This is a genomic window from Alkalimonas delamerensis (assembly GCF_030717955.1).
Taxonomy (GTDB): Bacteria; Pseudomonadota; Gammaproteobacteria; order Enterobacterales; family Alteromonadaceae; genus Alkalimonas; species Alkalimonas delamerensis.
Genome location: NZ_JAUZVY010000002.1, coordinates 734008 through 751686 on the forward strand (window position 1 = coordinate 734008; position 17679 = coordinate 751686).

Here is a 17679-nt window from a genome sequence, read left to right on the forward strand (position 1 = left end):
GCCTCTGTACCATTCGTTGATTGCGTGCATCAGTTACTTGCTCAACAGGGGCGCTTTACAGCGCCCGGCTTAACAACATGGATTTGATCTGGCCAATGGCCTTGGTCGGGTTCAGGCCTTTCGGACAAACGTTGACACAATTCATAATGCCATGACAGCGGAATACGCTAAAGGCATCATCCAGGTCGTTCAAACGCTCTTCGGTCGCGGTATCGCGGCTGTCTGCCAGGAAACGGTAAGCATGCAGCAAACCGGCCGGGCCAATGAACTTATCCGGATTCCACCAGAACGACGGGCACGAGGTCGAACAACAAGCACACAAGATGCACTCGTACAGTCCATCCAGCTTAGCCCGCTCTTCCGGCGACTGCAAAAACTCACCTGCGGGTGGCAGTTTGCTGTCGTTGATTAAGTAGGGCTTCACTTTCTCGTACTGGGTGTAGAACTGGCTCATATCGACCACCAGATCGCGCACCACAGGCAGTCCCGGCAAAGGCCGGATGACAATTTTGCCACCCTTTAAGCCAACAGCCGACAACGGAGTGATACAAGCCAGGCCATTCTTGCCGTTCATGTTCAGGCCATCGGAGCCGCAAACGCCCTCACGGCAAGAGCGGCGGAACGACAAGGTTGGGTCCTGTTCTTTCAATTTTAACAGTGCATCCAGCACCATCATGTCCCGGCCTTCCGGGTTGTCCAGCGTGTAATCCTGCATGCGAGGTGCATTATCGACATCAGGGTTGTAACGATAGACGGAGAATACTAACTTCTTCATCGCATGGCCCTCTTAGTAAGTACGCGCTTTGGGTGGGAAGGCTTCCCGGAACTTAGGCTCCAGATTGACTTTCCGCTTAAACATCGACTCGGTATCCGGGCTGTACACACTGTGGCACAACCAGTTTTCATCGTCACGATCCGGGAAGTCAAAACGGGCATGCGCGCCACGGCTTTCGGTCCGGAAGTTCGCTGCAACCGCCGTGGAGTACGCCGTTTCCATCAGGTTATCCAGCTCCAGACACTCAATACGCTGGGTGTTGAAGTCCGAGCTCTTGTCATCCAAACGGGCAAACTGCAAGCGCTCACGAATGGTTTTCAGCTCTTGCAAACCTTCCGCCATGGCTTCGCCTTCACGGAACACCGAGAAGTTCAGCTGCATGCAGTTTTGCAGATCTTTCTTAATTTGCACCGGGTCTTCGCCCTGGCCAGGCTTGCTGTCTTCCCAACGGCGGGTACGCGCCAGGGCAGCATCCAAATCGGACTCGGAAGCGGCACGGCCTTCAGACGTTGCCGCCAGCGCCTCGCCCAAATGCAGACCGGTAGCACGACCAAACACCACCAGATCCAGCAAGGAGTTACCGCCCAGACGGTTGGCACCATGCACCGAGACACAAGCAATTTCACCGCAAGCAAACAAACCAGGGACCACGGCGTCGTTGCCATCGGCCGTCGGCTTAATAACCTGACCATTCACGTTGGTTGGAATCCCCCCCATCATGTAATGGCAGGTCGGAATAACCGGGATTGGCTCTTTGACCGGGTCGACGTGGGCAAAGGTGCGTGACAGCTCACAAATACCGGGCAGACGGCTTTCCAGCACCTCTTCGCCTAAATGATCCAGCTTCAGTTTAATGTGCACGCCCCAAGGACCATCGCAGCCGCGACCTTCGCGAATCTCAGTCATCATCGAGCGGGCAACCACGTCACGACCCGCCAGGTCTTTGGCGTTCGGCGCGTAACGCTCCATAAAACGTTCACCGTCTTTATTCAGCAGGTAACCCCCTTCGCCACGGCAGCCCTCAGTCACCAGGGTGCCGGCACCGGCAATGCCGGTTGGGTGGAATTGCCACATTTCCATATCCTGCAGCGGCACACCAGCACGCAGCGCCATACCAACACCATCACCGGTATTGATGTGGGCATTGGTGGTGGAGGCATAAATACGGCCAGCACCGCCGGTTGCCAGTACAGTAGCACGGGCTTTGAAATAAACGATTTCACCGGTTTCAATATCAATGGCGGTACAACCGACCACAGCACCATCCTGGTTTTTCACCAGATCCAGCGCATACCACTCACTGAATACCTGAGTGCGGTTCTTAACGTTTTGCTGGTACAGCAGGTGCAACAAGGCATGACCGGTACGGTCCGCCGCAGCGGCAGTACGAGCGGCCTGCTCGCCACCGAAATTTTTCGACTGACCACCAAAAGGACGCTGATAGACCCGGCCGTTTTCAAAACGGGAAAATGGCAAGCCCATGTTTTCTAATTCAGTAATGGCCTCAGGGCCGGTTTTGCACATGTATTCAATGGCGTCCTGATCACCGATGTAATCGGAGCCTTTGACGGTATCAAACATGTGCCATTCCCAGTTGTCTGGGTGAGAGTTGCCTAACGCTACGGTAATACCACCTTGGGCAGATACCGTGTGTGAGCGGGTTGGAAATACTTTTGATAACAGAGCACAGGTTAAGCCGGACTGGGTGATTTGCAGGGCAGCACGCATGCCGGCACCACCAGCACCAATCACAATGGCATCAAATTCACGAACTGGAATACTCATTTACACACCCCACAACACAAAGAGGCCAACAGCAACGTAGCTGAAAGCAACAACGCTGACCAAAAACTGCACCACAGCACGCAGACGCGAGCTTTTAATGTAATCGGTCACCACTTGCCACAAACCAATGCGGGCATGAATGGCAACCGCCAGCAAGGCCAGAAGCGTAAAAATTTTCATCCACAGCTGGGAGAAAAGACCAGCCCAAACCTCGTAGGTAACCTCAGGCGTTACCAGAAAAAAGCCCAGAATAAAGAGAACGTACAAACCCAAGACGGTCGCGGTTGCACGAATAGACACATAATCCTGTACGCCATCGCGTTTTAAGGATGCTTGATTTAAAACCATAACCAACCTCCTGCCAGAACGGCTAATACTACCCAAAGGCCAATAGCAACACGTGCGCTGGTGTTGCCGGAAGACAGCTCTTCCCAGTAACCCAAATCCATAATCATGTGGCGGATACCACCAATCAGGTGATACAACAGCACCGTGATGGTGCCCCAAGCCAGGAATTTGGCAAAGTGAGAGGTCATTACAGATTTCACCAGTTCAAAGCCTTCAGGTGAAGACAGTGAGACGGCCCAGGCCCATACCACCAGGATCAGGGCAATAAACATTGCCACGCCGGTTACACGGTGCAGGATAGAGGCTTTGGCAGATGCCGGAAGTGAAATTGTGGTCAGGTCGAGGTTTACAGGTCTTTGCTTTTTCACAGTTTCTTGTCCATCGACGCCCGTACACGAGCTTTAGTTGTGATTATTGAAGAACTGAATAATCAGTCATCACCCCAAGCATATACTGCCGGAAACCTGGCATGGTTCAGCGAGAAATACTGAGGAAGGTGAACTGTTTCAGCACCGGCAATAGTATATATTTCATGCCTTGTTATTACAATTTTTGTTTGGTTTTACAGGAAAAAATCCTGCGGCGGAACGTTGCCATAAAGGATGTCGTTCTGCAATACGACCAGAGTCGTATACTTATTGTGCAAAAACGCATTAAAATTGACTTTTGGGGTGGCTTTGCAGTTAGAATAGCCGCAGCATCCCCTTCTGATACTTAAATCAATTAATAGGAGAAATCCAATGGCAGATAAAAAAGCCGTCGTGCAGATCGATGACACATCGTTCGAGTTGCCTATCTATTCAGGTACGGCCGGCACCGACGTAATTGACGTTCGCGCCTTGGGTCAGCATGGTTATTTCACCTTCGATCCCGGTTTTATGTCGACCGGTTCTTGTGAATCGAAGATAACCTACATTGACGGTGACAAAGGCGTGCTGCTGCATCGGGGTTACCCTATTGAGCAACTGGCTGAAAAATCAAACTACCTGGAACTGTGCTACCTGCTGTTGGAAGGTGAACTGCCAAACCAACCGCAGTACGATCAGTTCGCCAACACCATCACGCGCCATACCATGGTGCATGAGAAAATCGCCTCTTTCTTCCAGGGCTTCCGGGTTGATGCCCACCCAATGGCCATGCTGTGTGGTGTGGTTGGTGCCTTGTCGTCTTTCTACCATTCCGATCTGGACATCAATGACCCGGAGCAGCGTAAACGCAGTGCCCACCGTCTGATTGCTAAGCTGCCGACCATTTCAGCCATGGCCTACAAATACACCGTTGGTCAGCCATTTGTGTACCCACGCAATGACTTGAGCTACGCTGAAAACTTCCTGCACATGATGTTCTCGGTTCCGGCAGAAGACTACAAAGTCAGCCCGGTACTGGCCAAAGCCATGGACCGCATTTTTATGCTGCATGCAGACCATGAGCAAAACGCCTCAACATCCACAGTGCGGCTGGCTGGTTCTTCTGGTGCCAACCCTTACGCCTGTATTGCTGCCGGTGTAGCCTCTTTGTGGGGCCCTGCCCATGGCGGTGCCAATGAGGCCTGCTTGAAGATGCTGCAGGAAATCGGCTCAGTAGACCGTATTCCTGAGTTTGTCGCCCGTGCCAAAGACAAAAGCGATCCATTCCGTCTGATGGGCTTCGGTCACCGCGTTTACAAAAACTTTGACCCACGCGCCAAAGTGATGCGGGAAACCTGCCATGAAGTGCTGCAAGAGCTCAACATCAAAGATCCGTTGCTGGATGTCGCGATGGAGTTGGAGCGTATTGCGCTGGAAGATCCGTATTTCATCGAGAAAAAGCTGTACCCGAACGTGGATTTCTACAGCGGCATCATCTTGAAAGCCATCGGTATCCCGACCAGCATGTTCACCGTCATCTTTGCGATGTCACGTACCGTCGGTTGGATTTCGCATTGGGATGAAATGCTCAGCGAAAAAGGCCACAAAATTGGCCGTCCCCGCCAGCTGTACACCGGTCACGCCAGCCGCGACTTGAAAGCAATTAACGAACGTTAATACACTGTTCTAATTAAAAAAAGCGACCTTAGGGTCGCTTTTTTTATCCCTTGAGCCCAATCAAAGTTGTGTTAGTATATTTGGATCTTTTTCTTTGCAGCCGGAGCTTGCATGACTTTTCAACTGACCGACACCATCAACAGCACGCAAGCAGCACTGAATCAGCTGCAGCAAGAGTTGCCGGTGTTAATGCAACCAGGTCAGTGGCAAGAGCGCTACCGCTTCCTGATGCAGCAGGCGAAACGACTACCACAAATACCAGAGCAACACCGACCGAACAGCGGGCTGATCGCTGGCTGTGAAAGCCGGGCCTGGTTGCTGCACTATCACAATCAGTCCAGCGATCAACACTTTTTCCTGTTTGAATCCGATGCCCGTATCGTGAAATCTTTGCTGGCTGTGCTGTTGTGTCAGATTAACGGCATGACCACCAAAGAACTGAAAGCAACTGATATAGAACACTGTCTGCAACGGCTGCACCTGACACAGCACCTGAGCCAGTCCAGAGCTCGAGGCTTAACTGCTGTTATCAAAAGGTTGCAAAGTATTCAGCAAAGCTAACAAATTCAGCCTTGGTTCAGTTAAGCTGCTATAATCTAGGAACAGTCATCCCCTAAACTCAGGTCAAAATGGATCGCTTTGACTCCCTTCGCCGGCAAATTAATGCCACCCAAACCAGAACTTTTAGCTGCCAGTTTGAAGGCCGCAAAGTCTGGGTAAAGCGTGCCGAGTTTGTGCAGCCACGTTGGAGCTGGCTGGGTAAGCTTCTGTCGCGGTTTAGCAAAAACCCATTGTTTATCCCAACTCAGGCCGCTGCCGGCCCAGAGGCTATCGTCGATGAAGCCAAGCGCTTGCGCTACCTGTGCGCGCTGGATGTTCCTGTACCTGAGTTAATTGCAGCTGAAGATGACTGGCTGGCGTTAGCCGATGCAGGACCCTCGCTCAAATCCTGGTTGCTTGCAGCTGCCACTTCAGACTCAGAGAAAAAGCAATTATTGCTGGCCGCTGCCGAAGCACTGGCCGCCCTGCACCAGTCAGGACGTTGGCATGGCCGACCCGCCTTGCGCGATATGGCCTGGGATGGCAAGAAAATTCGTTTTTTGGACTTTGAAGAAGACCCTGGTCGGGTGATGACGCCGGCGCAGTGTCAAGTTCGGGATCTGCTGGTGTTTGTGCATGGCTTGTACCGCTATTTACCCGCCAACAGTCCTATCATTGCCGACACCATTGCCCGCTACAAGCAGCTGGCACCGATGGCTGTCTGGCAGCAAAGTGTGCAATTGGTGGATAGCATGTGGCTGCTGTATCGTCTGACCCAGCTGCTGACTCCTGTGGCGGGTAAAGATGTACGCCAGGCTTACTACATGCTTCGTACCCTTCGCAGTGAGCAAGCCAAACGTCGCAGTCGGATCCGCTGGCTTATTATCACCAGCCTTGGTTTATGCTTTACCCTAGCTAACCATATTGACTAGCGTGAGCAACAAAGTCTTTGATTAAAGCCTGGCGGCTTTTTTTGCCAGCTTTTGCAACAGCCGCGCCACGGCCGCCATGCCAAAGCTGGCAGTCACCACAGTCACAGCGCCAAAACCACCACTGCAATCCAGCCGCATCGGGCCATTACCGCTCTGCTTTTGCTGACAGACAGTGCCATCCGGCCTCGGATACTTCAATTGCTCGGTCGAGTAAACACAATCAATGCCATAACGGCGTTTGGGGTTGCGACTGTAGTGATAATCACGACGCAAGGTATTGCGGACTTTGGCCAATAAGGGATCATGGGTGGTCTGGGTTAAATCCGCAATCTGGATTTGGGTCGGGTCGGTCTGGCCACCAGCGCCCCCGGTGGTGATCACCGGTATTTTATGTCGTTTGCAATGGGCAATTAAAGCGACCTTAGCCGCTACTGAATCAATGGCATCCACCACATAATCCAGCTCGGGTAGGATCAGCTCATTGAGGTTGTCTTTCGACACAAAGTCGGACACCGCATTCACCTGACAATCCGGCCAAATCGCCTGCAAACGTTCTGCCATCACTTCCACTTTATCTCGACCGATGGTCGCACTGCTGGTATGCAACTGACGATTGGTGTTGCTGACACAGATATCATCCAAATCGATCAGGGTAATACGGCCAATGCCTGAACGAACCAGCGCCTCTGCCGCCCAACTGCCTACCCCGCCAATTCCCACCACCGCAACATGCGCTTGTTGGAAATGCGCCAAAGCAATGCGACCATAAAGCCGGGCAATGCCAGCAAAACGCTCCTCGTCGCGGATCTCGATGCTTGCAGTTGCTTGTTCAATCAGTTGCATAGTCAGTTGTCATCGCTGTTGGGTTGCTGATACCCCGGCCAGCTAAGCTGCCATGGGCTGGACCATGGCTCAGGTAAGGCCGGACTGGCAGCCAAAAAATGCTGACCAGACTCTGGCCAGCATTGTAACCGAATCTGTTCGCCATGCCAGTCAAAACAAAGGGCACAGGCATGCAAATAACCGCGATCAGCCGGGCTGCCACCATAGAGTTCATCCCCCAGAATGGCACTGCCAAGGCTTTTCAACGCCACTCGGATTTGGTGGGTTTTGCCGGTCCAGGGTTTGACTAAAAATGCCCGTAGCCCCAGCTCTGCCAAACCATGACTGATGACATAGCTAACCGCCGGTTGCTGATGCGTTGGCAGCAACTTCCAGCTGCCCCGCCGGGCTTTGGTCATGTCGCCTTTCACCCAGCCTTGCTTGCGCCTGGGCTTACGATCACTAAGTGCCAGGTAGTATTTTTCGATGCGCTGCCTGGCAAAGCGCTCTGCCAAAGCCGCTGCTGCTGTCGATGACTTGGCCAGCAACAGGATACCGGAGGTCATTTTATCCAGCCGGTGTACCGGGTAAAGCTTGCAGTCAAACTGGCGCTCGGCTTGCACCACAAAACCTGCACCAGACTCAGAGTGAAAGCTGACACCCGCAGCTTTGTGCAGTGCCAGCCAATCCGAGTGCTCACGCAAACAGGCAATGGACTCAGTCATCTTGCTGTTGACAATAACGGCGCGCCGCAGCCAGGTCCTCAGGCGTGTCCACCCCATGCGGTGGGCTTTGCAGTGCCGTGGCTACATGAATTTTTTCACCGTACCAAAGTACCCGCAGCTGCTCCAGCGCTTCAATCTGCTCCAACACCGTCATTGGCCAGTTCAGGTAGGTTTGGATAAAACCAGCCCGATAGGCATAAATGCCCAGATGTCGGCGATAATGCGCTGCCAGTTGTTGACCGAACTTACGGTCACGGTCAAAAGGAACGGCCGCCCGACTGAAATACAAGGCGTAATCCTGTTGATCGGACACCACTTTTACCACATTGGGGTTGGTTAAATCATCGCTGTGCTCAATAGGCGCCGCCAGTGTTGCCATCTGTGCTTGCTGCTGACTGGCCAGATTGGTGGCCACCTGATTGATGATTTGCGGTGGAATAAAAGGCTCATCGCCCTGCACATTCACCACCACCGTCTGATCAGGCAACTGCAACTGCTGCACCACTTCGGCCAAGCGTTCCGTTCCAGAGCTGTGATCTGGCCGGGTTAGGCAAACCTCACCGCCAAAGGCAATCACCGCATCGGCAACCCGCTGATCATCGGTCGCCACCACCACCCGCTGTGCACCGCTGGCTTGCGCCTGACGGCGCACCCGCTCCACCATCGGCAAGCCACCGATATCGGCCAAGGGTTTACCCGGTAGTCGACTGCTGGCATAACGCGCCGGAATAACTACGATGAAGTCCATGCTTCGAGCTCCTCAGCAGATAACGGACGGGCTTCCGATTCCAGCATCACCGGCACCTGATCCCGAACCGGAAATGCCAGTTTGTCAAAAGTGCAAATCAGTTCCTGCTGCTTGGCAGCATACTTCAGCTTGCCTTTGCACAGGGGGCAAGCCAGGATTTCAGTTAACGCAACCGGCAAACTCATGGTAACTCCGTTTTAGGGCAATGCGCTGCCAGCCAGGCAGCAAGTTGTTGTTGGCTTTCCCGATCCAGCTCTGCTTCGACTTCCAGGTAAAACCAGCCAGCTTTTGCAAAAGCCTGACACTTCACCGCATCTTTTGCCGTCATCAGCAAAGGCGTGGGCAAAGACAGCAATTCCTGCTCGGTAAAATCATGATGGTCGGGAAAAAAGAAACGTTCCGCAATGCTATAGCCGGCTTGTTGCACTGTGATGGCAAAACGCTCCGGATTGCCAATGGCAGCCAGCAAGTGGACAGCCGACGATGTCGGCAACACAGTCTCAGCCTGCGCATCATCCGCCAGCAAAGGCCGTACCGCTTGCACCTTAAGCGACATCTTACCTTGTGCCAACGGATGCGAGCCACTGTTGGCAATCACCAGATCGGCGCTGTTCAAACGGGAAACAGGCTCGCGCAATGGGCCGGCGGGCAGCAAGAAGCCATTGCCGAAGCCGCGCTGGCCATCAATCAGCACCACCTCGAAAGAGCGTTGCAATCGGTAATGCTGCAAACCATCGTCGCTAATGATCAGATCGCACCGCTGTGCAGCCAGCAGCGCCCGACCGGCCGCAAGACGATCCGGGCAAACCACCACCGGGCAGCCCGATTGTCTGGCCAACAACAAGGGTTCATCCCCCACCTCGGCGGCGGTATGGTCCGGGCTCACCACAACAGGGTCCGTTATCCGGGCACCATAACCCCGACTAATAATGCCAGGGCGATAGCCCTGCTGCTGCAGCCAGCGGCACAGCCAAAGCGTAAAAGGCGTTTTGCCCGTCCCGCCGACGCTGATATTCCCCACCACCAGGACCGGTACCGGCAGTGACTCGCTGCGCAACCAGCCCTGCTGGTAAGCGTAACGTCGAGCGGCCGCCACCACAGCGAACAGCCAGCTCAGAGGCAACAGCAGCCAACACCAACGGGATGAGCGGTACCAGGCTTGTTCCAGACTCATTGCAGGCAACTCATGCTAAGCGACTCATTCTACAAGCTCAGGCAGGTTTGCTGCCAAACTGCATTTTATACAGCTGGGCATAAGCGCCATCTTGCGCCAACAGGCTCTGGTGATCGCCTCGCTCAATGATCTGCCCCTGCTCCATCACCAAAATTTGATCGGCATTTTCAATGGTGGACAAACGGTGCGCAATCACAATGTTGGTCCGCCCTTTCAACAGCTCGTCCAGCGCCGCCTGAATTTTGCGCTCGGATTCGGTATCCAGGGCCGAGGTCGCCTCATCCAGAATCAAGATCGGCGCCTGACGCAACAGTGCTCGGGCAATGGCGATCCGCTGGCGCTGGCCACCGCTCAGCGAGACGCCATTTTCGCCAATCATGGTGTTTAAACCATCCTTCATCTGGCTGGCAAACTCCATCACATGGGCTTTTTCTGCCACCTCCAGCAAACGAGCTTCAGGTACCGGCTCGGCCAAACCATACTGAATGTTGTTGGCAATGCTGTCGTTAAACAGCGTCACATGCTGCGAGACGATGGCCATTTGCTGCCGTAACGAACTGAGGGTGCAGCTTTTAATCGAAATGTCATCCAGCGTAATACGACCTTTTTCAATTTCATAAAAACGTGGCAGCAAGCTGGAGATGGTGGTCTTGCCACTGCCCGAGCGCCCGACCAGGGCCAATGTCTGGCCAGGCTGAACCTCAAAGGTCACATCTTTAAGCACCTGCTTGTCTTCATGGCCCGGGTAGCTGAAGTCAACGTGATCAAAGCGAATGTGGCCATTGACCCGATGCAAGGTACGGCTGCCGGTGTCTTGCTCCGTAGTCTGATCTAGAATTTTAAAGATGCTCTTGGCCGCAGCCAAACCACGTTGAAAATCACCATTGACAGTAGTCAGTTGCTTTAAAGGCCGTAACAACATCACCATCGATGAAACGATCAGGGTAAACTTACCCGCCGTTAGACTCTCCAACATCGCCGGTTGACTGGCCAAAAAGATAACAAAAGCCAGTGCAAAAGAAGCAATCAACTGCACCACGCCGGTACTCATCGCCTTGGCAGACTCCAGTTTGATATCCTGTTGCCGGGTGACGTTATTCACCTTGGCAAAACGCTCTTTCTCAATTTGCTGGCCCCCAAAAGAGAGGATGACCTTGTGGCCGTTGAGCATTTGCTCCGAACAGGTGGTCACCTGGCCCATCGCCGTCTGGATATGATTGCTGATTTTACGAAAGCGTTTCGAGACAAAGCCCACGATGATGGCAATCACAGGTGCTATCAACAAAAAGATCAGCGACAACTGCCAGCTGTGCCAGAACATCAACGCAATCAAACCGGTTACAAAAGCGCCCTCGCGGATCAACACAATCAAGGCTTTCGAGGTGGCTTGCTTTAGTTGCTCAGTGTCGTAGGTAATTTTGGAGATCAGATCGCCAGTGGAGTGCTTGTCATGGTAGGACACCGGCAAACGCATCAGGTGCTCAAAAAGTTGTTGTCGCATGTCTTTGACAATGTTGGCACCGACCCAGCTTAAGCAATAGGTCGCCATAAAATGAGAAGCGCCGCGAAATACAAACATAGCGACAATAAAGAGCGGTGCGTATTTCAAAAAATCCAGATCTTTGCCTTCAATCCCCTCATCAATAAACGGCTGCAACATCGAAATAAAGCCCACATCCACCAGGGCGTAACCCACCATGCCCAGCAGCGCAAACACAAAACCGATTCGGTAAGGCTTTAAGTAACCCAGCAAACGCCTGGAGGTTTTATTGGAAACATCACTGATATGCAAATTTCTAGTCCTGTAGTCTAGTTCTGTTTATTCTAGCGCCTAACCGCAGCGGGCACAGCCTTTGGCTGTACAGAATCCAGCCAATACGGCAGCCGGCGAGCGCGTTTGCTATATATTTGCACAGAATCAGGGGCCATGGCTATCTGAATCGTGCCCTGCTCTGCTGTGCTAAGATACGGGATCTGCAGCGCTTTCAATTGTGGAGGCGCGCTCATCACGTCTCCCCGGTTGCTCTGAACACTGATCACAGACAGCGGCTGAAGCTGCAACAAGGTATCCAACCGCATCGAGTTGGCGCTTCGGGTTGAGGTCAGCACCAGGTCGGCCCGCAGATCTGGGTAGTGCTGCAGCAGCGACCGCTCAGCACCAGCATCCAGTGCCGCCTTCACCAAAATACGCCAGCCTGCGGCCTTGAACCAAATAACACAAGGCGCAGCACCTCTGTCTTGCTCTGGCAACGCCAATACCACGAATCGGGCCGATAGCAGCTCCAGTGGAAACTGCTGACAACCCAGGCTTGGATGCGCTGTTGCAACATCGGTGATCAGCTGCACTTTAGGGTATTGCTGGCGTATCAAAGGCCAGTGCCCGAGCGCATCCACGCTATCCTCCGTCAGTAGCAAAGCATGCAACTGCCGAATGCCTTGCTGCTGCAAATAAGGTAAGACCTGCTCAGCCGTTGCACTGCGGCTGCCTCTGGCATAGCCCGCATCAATCAGCAGGCCATCTTTGCCATGCTGCAGCAAAATAGCCCGCCCTGGCCCGACATCCAGCAGATGCAAGCGCCAACCCGAGGCTGGCGTAGCGGCCGCCAGCAACGGCAATGCTGTTAACACCGCCAATGCCACCATCAATCGATGTGGAACCAGCCACACCAGCATCAAACTGACGGCTGGCAGCAGCAATAACCACCAGGGCAGCTCCGGCAGACGCCACCAGGCCCAGACGCTATCCGCCGCCAGCTGAAGCCAGGCCAATAAAGGCCAGAACATGCGATCGACCCAGGGCCACAACAGCAGAGCCCAATCGGGTACTAGCCACTGCACAACAGCCGTTAGCAACAAAGCCGGTATTGCCAGCAAAGCGGCCCAAGGGACAAACAGCAGGTTGGAGAGCAAAGCCAGCCAGGAAAAGCCACCAAAAAATAACAAGGTGAATGGCACCATGGCCAGGGTAATAAAGGCATGAAAACCCAGTAACTGCCAAAGACGTGCCTTGATGTCAACACCCGACGGCGGGCAGCGCCACAGGTAAAGGAAAATAAGCGCCACCGCCCCAACCGACAACCAAAAACCCACCGCCAATGCCCAGAGCGGCTGCAGCAACAACAACACCGACACCAGCAGCAGCCAGAAACGGTGGTAACTGAAGCGCTGCCAATGCCAGCTGCACAGCACCAGCAAAGCCAGGCCAAGCAAGGCCCGCACCGTTGGAATGGCAAAGCCGGCCAAAGCGGCATACAGCACCGCCACTGCAAAAGCCAGCAATAAACGCAGGCGCAATTGCCAAACAGCAGAAGCCCCAAGCAGGCGCAGTGGCAACAACAAAGTGCAGCACCAACCAAACACCAGGCCAATGTGCAGACCAGAAATCGCCAGCAAATGCCCAAGCGCTGAATGCCGAAGCCCCTGCCACTGCTCCGCTGAAAACTGACGCTCTCCCAAGGTTAATGCCAATAATAAATGCTGGGATGCCAGCTCTGCGGTGGCATCAAAAAGTGCGCTAAAAGCCCGCTGACGAAGCGAGCTGTCGTTCCCCAGCAAAATTGCAGCTTGTGTGGTCTGAACCCGCCCCTGCGCCACCTGCCGTTGCACCAAGGCTTGCCGCTCTCTGGAAAAGCCGGCTCGTTCGCTCCGGTCCTCGATCGGAGCAACTTGCAAAGGCAAACGCCACTCTTGGCCTGCATGCAATGGCTGCGAGGGCTCAAACCACTGCACCCGAATACGGTAACCGGCAGCAGCACCAGCGGTGAGCGTCAGTTCAAAGTGCATGCTTTGACCGTAGCTGCGGGGAATGGAGCTGATTTTTCCTTGCTGGTAATGGGTATCGGCCGTTAAAACGGCAACTACAGCCTGCTGGTGGCTCATCACAGCCCAGTGCCAGCTGATCAGGTAGAGCACCAGACCAAGGCAAAACCAGCAGCGTCGCCAGCTGAAAAATGCTACACTGACAACCAAGCCACAAAAGACAAAAAAAGGTGGAACTGCCGGTAAAAATAGCGACAATATGCAACCGATCAGAATTCCCAGACCCAGAGCCACCATGTTTACTTTGAGTAAATGAGTTGTAATGCCAAAGAAGACTATTCGAAAATACCTGCCAAATCCAGAGGTAATTCGTCAAAATAAAACGCTGCAGGTTTTTGGCACCTTGCTGCACGATGCCAATTTATGGCATTTGAACCGCCGCTCGGCGCGCGGCGCTATTGCTATTGGCTTGTTCTGGGCCTGGATGCCAATGCCTTTTCAAATGGTGGCTTCCGCGGCTGTCGCCATTCCGATGCGGGTCAATTTACCGCTGGCTGTGGCTTGCGTCTGGCTGTCCAACCCGCTCACCATGCCGGTGATGTTTTATTTGTGTTATCTGGTGGGATCGGCGGTGCTGGCAGCACCATTGGAACCTTTTGCCTTTGAGGCCAGTCTGGAATGGCTGGTTGGCAGCATGGCCACCATCGGCAAACCTTTTTTACTGGGCTGTTTGCTGATGGGCACCACGGCCAGTGTGGTTGGCTACTTTCTGATTGACTGGCTCTGGGTGTTGTCGATACGACGACAGCAACGGGATCGCCGCAATGGCAATGGCTTTAAGTCCTAGCCGCTAACTTACTACTTTTGCCCCAGTACCCGGGCAGGCATCACCTTGCTGGCCCGCCAGGCCGGGTACAAGGTTGCCAACAGACTCAGGCTCAGCGCAATCAACACTGTCCAGATCAGATCGCGCCATAAAAACAACGACGGCACAAAATCGATAAAGTAAATCGACGGGTCCAGAAAACTTTTACCGCTCACTTGAGACAGCAGGTAAAACACCGTTTCGATGTGGCGGCTTAACAGCCAGCCCAGTAAAGCACCAACACTGGTACCAATCAGGCCATTTAACCAGCCCAACCACATAAAAGTACGGATCACTGCGCCTGGTGCCAGCCCCATGGTTAGTAAGATGGCAATGTCTGACTCTTTTTCCCGCACCGCCATCACCAGGGTGGCCACAATGTTAAAGCAAGCAACGGCAATCACCAGCGCCAACACCAGATAAATGATGCTGCGCACCATCTGTATGTCCTGATACAAATGGCCCTGAGTTCGCATCCAATCCTGCAAATAGACATAATCAAGCGACATACCACCCAGCTCCCGCGCCACCTGATGCGCTGCAAACACATCCTGCAACTGAAAAGCAAAACCTTGCACCGTATCTGCTGGCATCGCCAGCCAGTCGGCCAAAGCTGGCATCGCCACCCAGGCCTGCTGGTAATCAATCTGGCCACCGACCTGAATAATGGCCGATACCGTCAACACCACAGTCTGACTGCGGGCCAAACGGCCGTCCGGGCTGAACTGCGGCAGCATCAGCTGCAACTGGTCACCCACGTCCAAGGCCAGTGCCTGTGCCAGACCCGCTCCTAAAATAATGGCATCCGGTTGCAGACTATCCAGCTGTCCGGCTTGCAGATAACGGCTGAAATCGGTAATCCCCAGCTCAGCGGACAACACGATGCCTCGCACCGATGCCCCTTTGACCAGCTGACCACTGCGCAAAATGCCATTGCTTTTAATGTAAGGCGCTGCTGCTGTCACCATTGGATGTTCGGCCATCTGCGCCAGACTTTCAGGCCAGTCGTGCAACTGCCCCTCCACCGAATGCAACTCAATATGAGGGATCACCGCCAACAACCGATCTTTTAGCGCCTGTTCAAAGCCATTCATTACCGACAGCGCCAAAATCATCACCGCGACCCCTAAGCCAATGCCCAGGGTCGATGAGGCAGAAATAAAGCGAATAAAGGCATTGCTGTGGCGGGTATGGCGATAACGACGCGCCAACTGCCAGGACAGCGATTCAGCCAGGCGCTCACGCATCGGACGACTCCAGCAGCCCGTCCTGCATCCGGTAAAAATGGTCGCATTTACCGGCCAGCTCCGGATCGTGCGTCACAATGACAAAGCTGATGCCAAGCTGCTGATTGAGCTCTCGCAACAAGGCATAAATTGACTCGGCTGTCTGGTGGTCCAGGTTGCCGGTGGGTTCATCAGCCAGCACCAGGGCCGGTTGTGCCACCAAAGCGCGGGCAATGGCAACGCGCTGCCGCTCACCGCCACTGAGCTCAGCTGGCCGGTGCGACAACCGATGCGCCAGCCCCACCCGCTCCAACATGGCCCGTGCCGCTTGCTCTGCTTTGGCCACCCGCTCGCCACGGATCCGCAGCGGCATGGCGACATTTTCCAGCGCAGTAAAGTCCATCAACAAATGATGAAACTGATAAATAAAACCCAGCTGCTGATTCCGCAAACGAGCCTTGTCGCGCTCAGAAAGAGCAGCCAGGTCCTGCCCCAGCAGCAGCAACTGACCGCTGTCGGGTTGCTCCAATGTGCCCAATAAATGCAGCAAGGTGCTTTTTCCTGAGCCCGAGCTGCCCACAATGGCCACCATACTGCCGCTGTCCACTGCGATATCAACCCCATTGAGGACCGGCGTCCGGTGTGCCCCATCGCGAAATGCTTTGACCAGTTGCCGGCCTTCTATCACCTTATTCATCACGTAAAACTTCCGCTGGTTGGATTTGTACCGCCCGCCAGGCCGGATAAAGCACGGCCAAAAATGTCAGCAACAATGCGCTGCACACAATCAGCAGGATTTGAGAGGCCTCAATCACCACCGGCAGCTCAATGCCCCCGGCAATCTGCAGCCCCAGCAGCCCCAGCAAGGTATTGATGGAACCGCTCAGCAACACCCCGACCAGAGCACCCAAAAGAGCGCCAATCACCCCATTGCTCATGCCCTGCACCGCAAAAATGGTAAAAAGCTGGTGATTTTGCATGCCCTGCGTTTTTAAAATGGCCACTTCGGCCTGCTTTTCCGTCACCATCATCACCAAAGCCGAAACAATGTTAAAGGCTGCCACCGCCACAATCAGCAGCAACATCAACCACATCATGGCTTTTTCCATCGCCACCGCTGCAAACAACTTGCCATGGCTTTGGCGCCAATCCTGCACTTCAGTAAAAACACCCTCAGACTGCAATCGCTCAGCCAATGCCGGTGCCGTAAAGGGATCGCGCAGCTGAATACGCCAGGCAGTATCCGCCGCCTGACTCGGCAACAGCCTTTGCAATTCATCCAGTTTCACCACCGCCAACACCTGATCAAGCTCCGAGCCGGTTTCCAAAATGCCCACCACCTGAAACAAGCGTTGCCGCGGCATCCAACCCAGCGGCGTGTAGCTGCCGCCTTGCGCCAGCGACAAGCGCAGTGAATCACCCAGGCCAACATCCAGCTCTTCAGCCAGCTGGCGGCCAAGCACAATGGGAAAACGTTGCTGCTGCAGCTGCTGCCACTGCCCCCGGATCAGACTTTGCGCCATAAACTCGGGCAACTGACTGGTATCCACCCCTTGCAACTGCACTGGCATCAATTGCCGGGGCGATTGCACCAGGGCTTCGGCTTGTAGGAAAGGACTGATTTGCACAATGCTCGGATAGCGGGCGGTCAATTGTTGCTGCCACTGCGCGGTTTGCGGCTCGGCTGGTTGGACGATCAGGTGCGGCAAGACCCCTAAGATGCGTTTTTTCAGCTCGGCTTCAAAGCCATTCATCACCGAGCTGACCAAAGTAAGCGCCATCACGCCTAAAAAGATCCCGGCCATGGAAAACAACGTAATGAAGGATATAATGGCGTTTCCTTTGCGGCTTTGGCTGTAACGCAAACCGATCCACAAACTGACTGGTAGCTGCATAGGCGATTCGGATCTTCAGGACAAGGTCGTAGTAAAGTGGTAAAGTGAGCGACATAGTAGC

The 17679-nt window shown here is 54.0% G+C and carries 18 protein-coding genes; 4 read left to right on the top strand and 14 right to left on the bottom strand.

Going from position 1 to position 17679, the window contains the following annotated elements; translation table 11 throughout:
• Positions 1–55: 55 nt before the first annotated feature.
• From Q3O59_RS07830 to sdhC, 4 genes are read right to left on the bottom strand one after another with little or no spacing between them, the layout of a single operon-like run.
• Positions 56–775, bottom strand: coding sequence for a succinate dehydrogenase iron-sulfur subunit (locus tag Q3O59_RS07830; protein ID WP_228590679.1), 720 nt, complete (start codon positions 773–775; stop codon positions 56–58).
• A 12-nt stretch (positions 776–787) separates the two neighbouring features.
• Positions 788–2560, bottom strand: a complete 1773-nt coding sequence (sdhA, locus tag Q3O59_RS07835) for a succinate dehydrogenase flavoprotein subunit (RefSeq protein WP_305945024.1) — start codon at positions 2558–2560, stop codon at positions 788–790.
• Positions 2561–2908: a succinate dehydrogenase, hydrophobic membrane anchor protein gene (gene sdhD / locus Q3O59_RS07840; protein WP_305945025.1), complete on the bottom strand. Its 348-nt coding sequence runs from the start codon at positions 2906–2908 to the stop codon at positions 2561–2563.
• The gene (sdhC, locus tag Q3O59_RS07845; RefSeq protein ID WP_305945026.1) at positions 2899–3276 is read right to left on the bottom strand and encodes a succinate dehydrogenase, cytochrome b556 subunit; all 378 of its coding nucleotides are present in this window, start codon (positions 3274–3276) and stop codon (positions 2899–2901) included. Before sdhC ends, sdhD begins: the two co-directional genes overlap by 10 nt.
• Positions 3277–3648: 372 nt before the next feature.
• On the opposite strand from sdhC, the gene gltA reads away from it, so the two are divergent.
• The 3 genes from gltA (at position 3649) to Q3O59_RS07860 (ending at position 6404) form a co-directional block, all read left to right on the top strand.
• Complete coding sequence (gltA, locus tag Q3O59_RS07850) at positions 3649–4932, top strand: citrate synthase (RefSeq protein WP_305945027.1); 1284 nt, start codon at positions 3649–3651, stop codon at positions 4930–4932.
• 111 nt (positions 4933–5043) lie between these two features.
• On the top strand, positions 5044–5493 hold the full coding sequence (locus Q3O59_RS07855; protein WP_305945028.1) for a SufE family protein: 450 nt from the start codon (positions 5044–5046) through the stop codon (positions 5491–5493).
• Positions 5494–5561: 68 nt separating this feature from the next.
• Positions 5562–6404, top strand: coding sequence for a phosphotransferase (locus Q3O59_RS07860; RefSeq protein ID WP_305945029.1), 843 nt, complete (start codon positions 5562–5564; stop codon positions 6402–6404).
• Positions 6405–6425: 21 nt separating this feature from the next.
• Here Q3O59_RS07860 and tcdA read toward each other — a convergent pair whose 3' ends face one another.
• From tcdA to Q3O59_RS07895, 7 genes are read right to left on the bottom strand one after another with little or no spacing between them, the layout of a single operon-like run.
• Positions 6426–7247 (bottom strand): tRNA cyclic N6-threonylcarbamoyladenosine(37) synthase TcdA, encoded by an 822-nt coding sequence (gene tcdA, locus Q3O59_RS07865; protein ID WP_305945030.1) that lies wholly within the window; start codon positions 7245–7247, stop codon positions 6426–6428.
• A gap of 2 nt (positions 7248–7249) precedes the next feature.
• Positions 7250–7951, bottom strand: a complete 702-nt coding sequence (locus Q3O59_RS07870) for a TIGR01621 family pseudouridine synthase (protein WP_305945031.1) — start codon at positions 7949–7951, stop codon at positions 7250–7252.
• Complete coding sequence (gene kdsB, locus Q3O59_RS07875) at positions 7944–8699, bottom strand: 3-deoxy-manno-octulosonate cytidylyltransferase (RefSeq protein WP_305945032.1); 756 nt, start codon at positions 8697–8699, stop codon at positions 7944–7946. The genes Q3O59_RS07870 and kdsB overlap by 8 nt, the downstream gene beginning before the upstream one ends.
• Positions 8684–8884, bottom strand: coding sequence for a Trm112 family protein (locus tag Q3O59_RS07880; RefSeq protein WP_305945033.1), 201 nt, complete (start codon positions 8882–8884; stop codon positions 8684–8686). The genes kdsB and Q3O59_RS07880 overlap by 16 nt, the downstream gene beginning before the upstream one ends.
• Positions 8881–9873, bottom strand: coding sequence for a tetraacyldisaccharide 4'-kinase (gene lpxK / locus Q3O59_RS07885; protein ID WP_305945034.1), 993 nt, complete (start codon positions 9871–9873; stop codon positions 8881–8883). Before lpxK ends, Q3O59_RS07880 begins: the two co-directional genes overlap by 4 nt.
• A 37-nt stretch (positions 9874–9910) precedes the next feature.
• Positions 9911–11659 (bottom strand): lipid A export permease/ATP-binding protein MsbA, encoded by a 1749-nt coding sequence (gene msbA, locus Q3O59_RS07890; protein WP_369812370.1) that lies wholly within the window; start codon positions 11657–11659, stop codon positions 9911–9913.
• A gap of 38 nt (positions 11660–11697) precedes the next feature.
• Positions 11698–13890, bottom strand: a complete 2193-nt coding sequence (locus tag Q3O59_RS07895) for a DNA internalization-related competence protein ComEC/Rec2 (RefSeq protein ID WP_305945036.1) — start codon at positions 13888–13890, stop codon at positions 11698–11700.
• 64 nt (positions 13891–13954) lie between these two features.
• On the opposite strand from Q3O59_RS07895, the gene Q3O59_RS07900 reads away from it, so the two are divergent.
• Positions 13955–14479, top strand: coding sequence for a DUF2062 domain-containing protein (locus tag Q3O59_RS07900; protein WP_228590132.1), 525 nt, complete (start codon positions 13955–13957; stop codon positions 14477–14479).
• Positions 14480–14490: 11 nt separating this feature from the next.
• Here Q3O59_RS07900 and Q3O59_RS07905 read toward each other — a convergent pair whose 3' ends face one another.
• From Q3O59_RS07905 to Q3O59_RS07915, 3 genes are read right to left on the bottom strand one after another with little or no spacing between them, the layout of a single operon-like run.
• A complete protein-coding gene (locus Q3O59_RS07905; RefSeq protein ID WP_305945037.1) occupies positions 14491–15744 on the bottom strand; it encodes a lipoprotein-releasing ABC transporter permease subunit in 1254 nt (417 codons plus the stop codon).
• Positions 15737–16420, bottom strand: coding sequence for a lipoprotein-releasing ABC transporter ATP-binding protein LolD (lolD, locus tag Q3O59_RS07910; RefSeq protein WP_305945038.1), 684 nt, complete (start codon positions 16418–16420; stop codon positions 15737–15739). The genes Q3O59_RS07905 and lolD overlap by 8 nt, the downstream gene beginning before the upstream one ends.
• On the bottom strand, positions 16413–17618 hold the full coding sequence (locus Q3O59_RS07915) for a lipoprotein-releasing ABC transporter permease subunit (RefSeq protein WP_305945039.1): 1206 nt from the start codon (positions 17616–17618) through the stop codon (positions 16413–16415). Before Q3O59_RS07915 ends, lolD begins: the two co-directional genes overlap by 8 nt.
• Between the last annotated feature and the right edge of the window lie 61 nt (positions 17619–17679).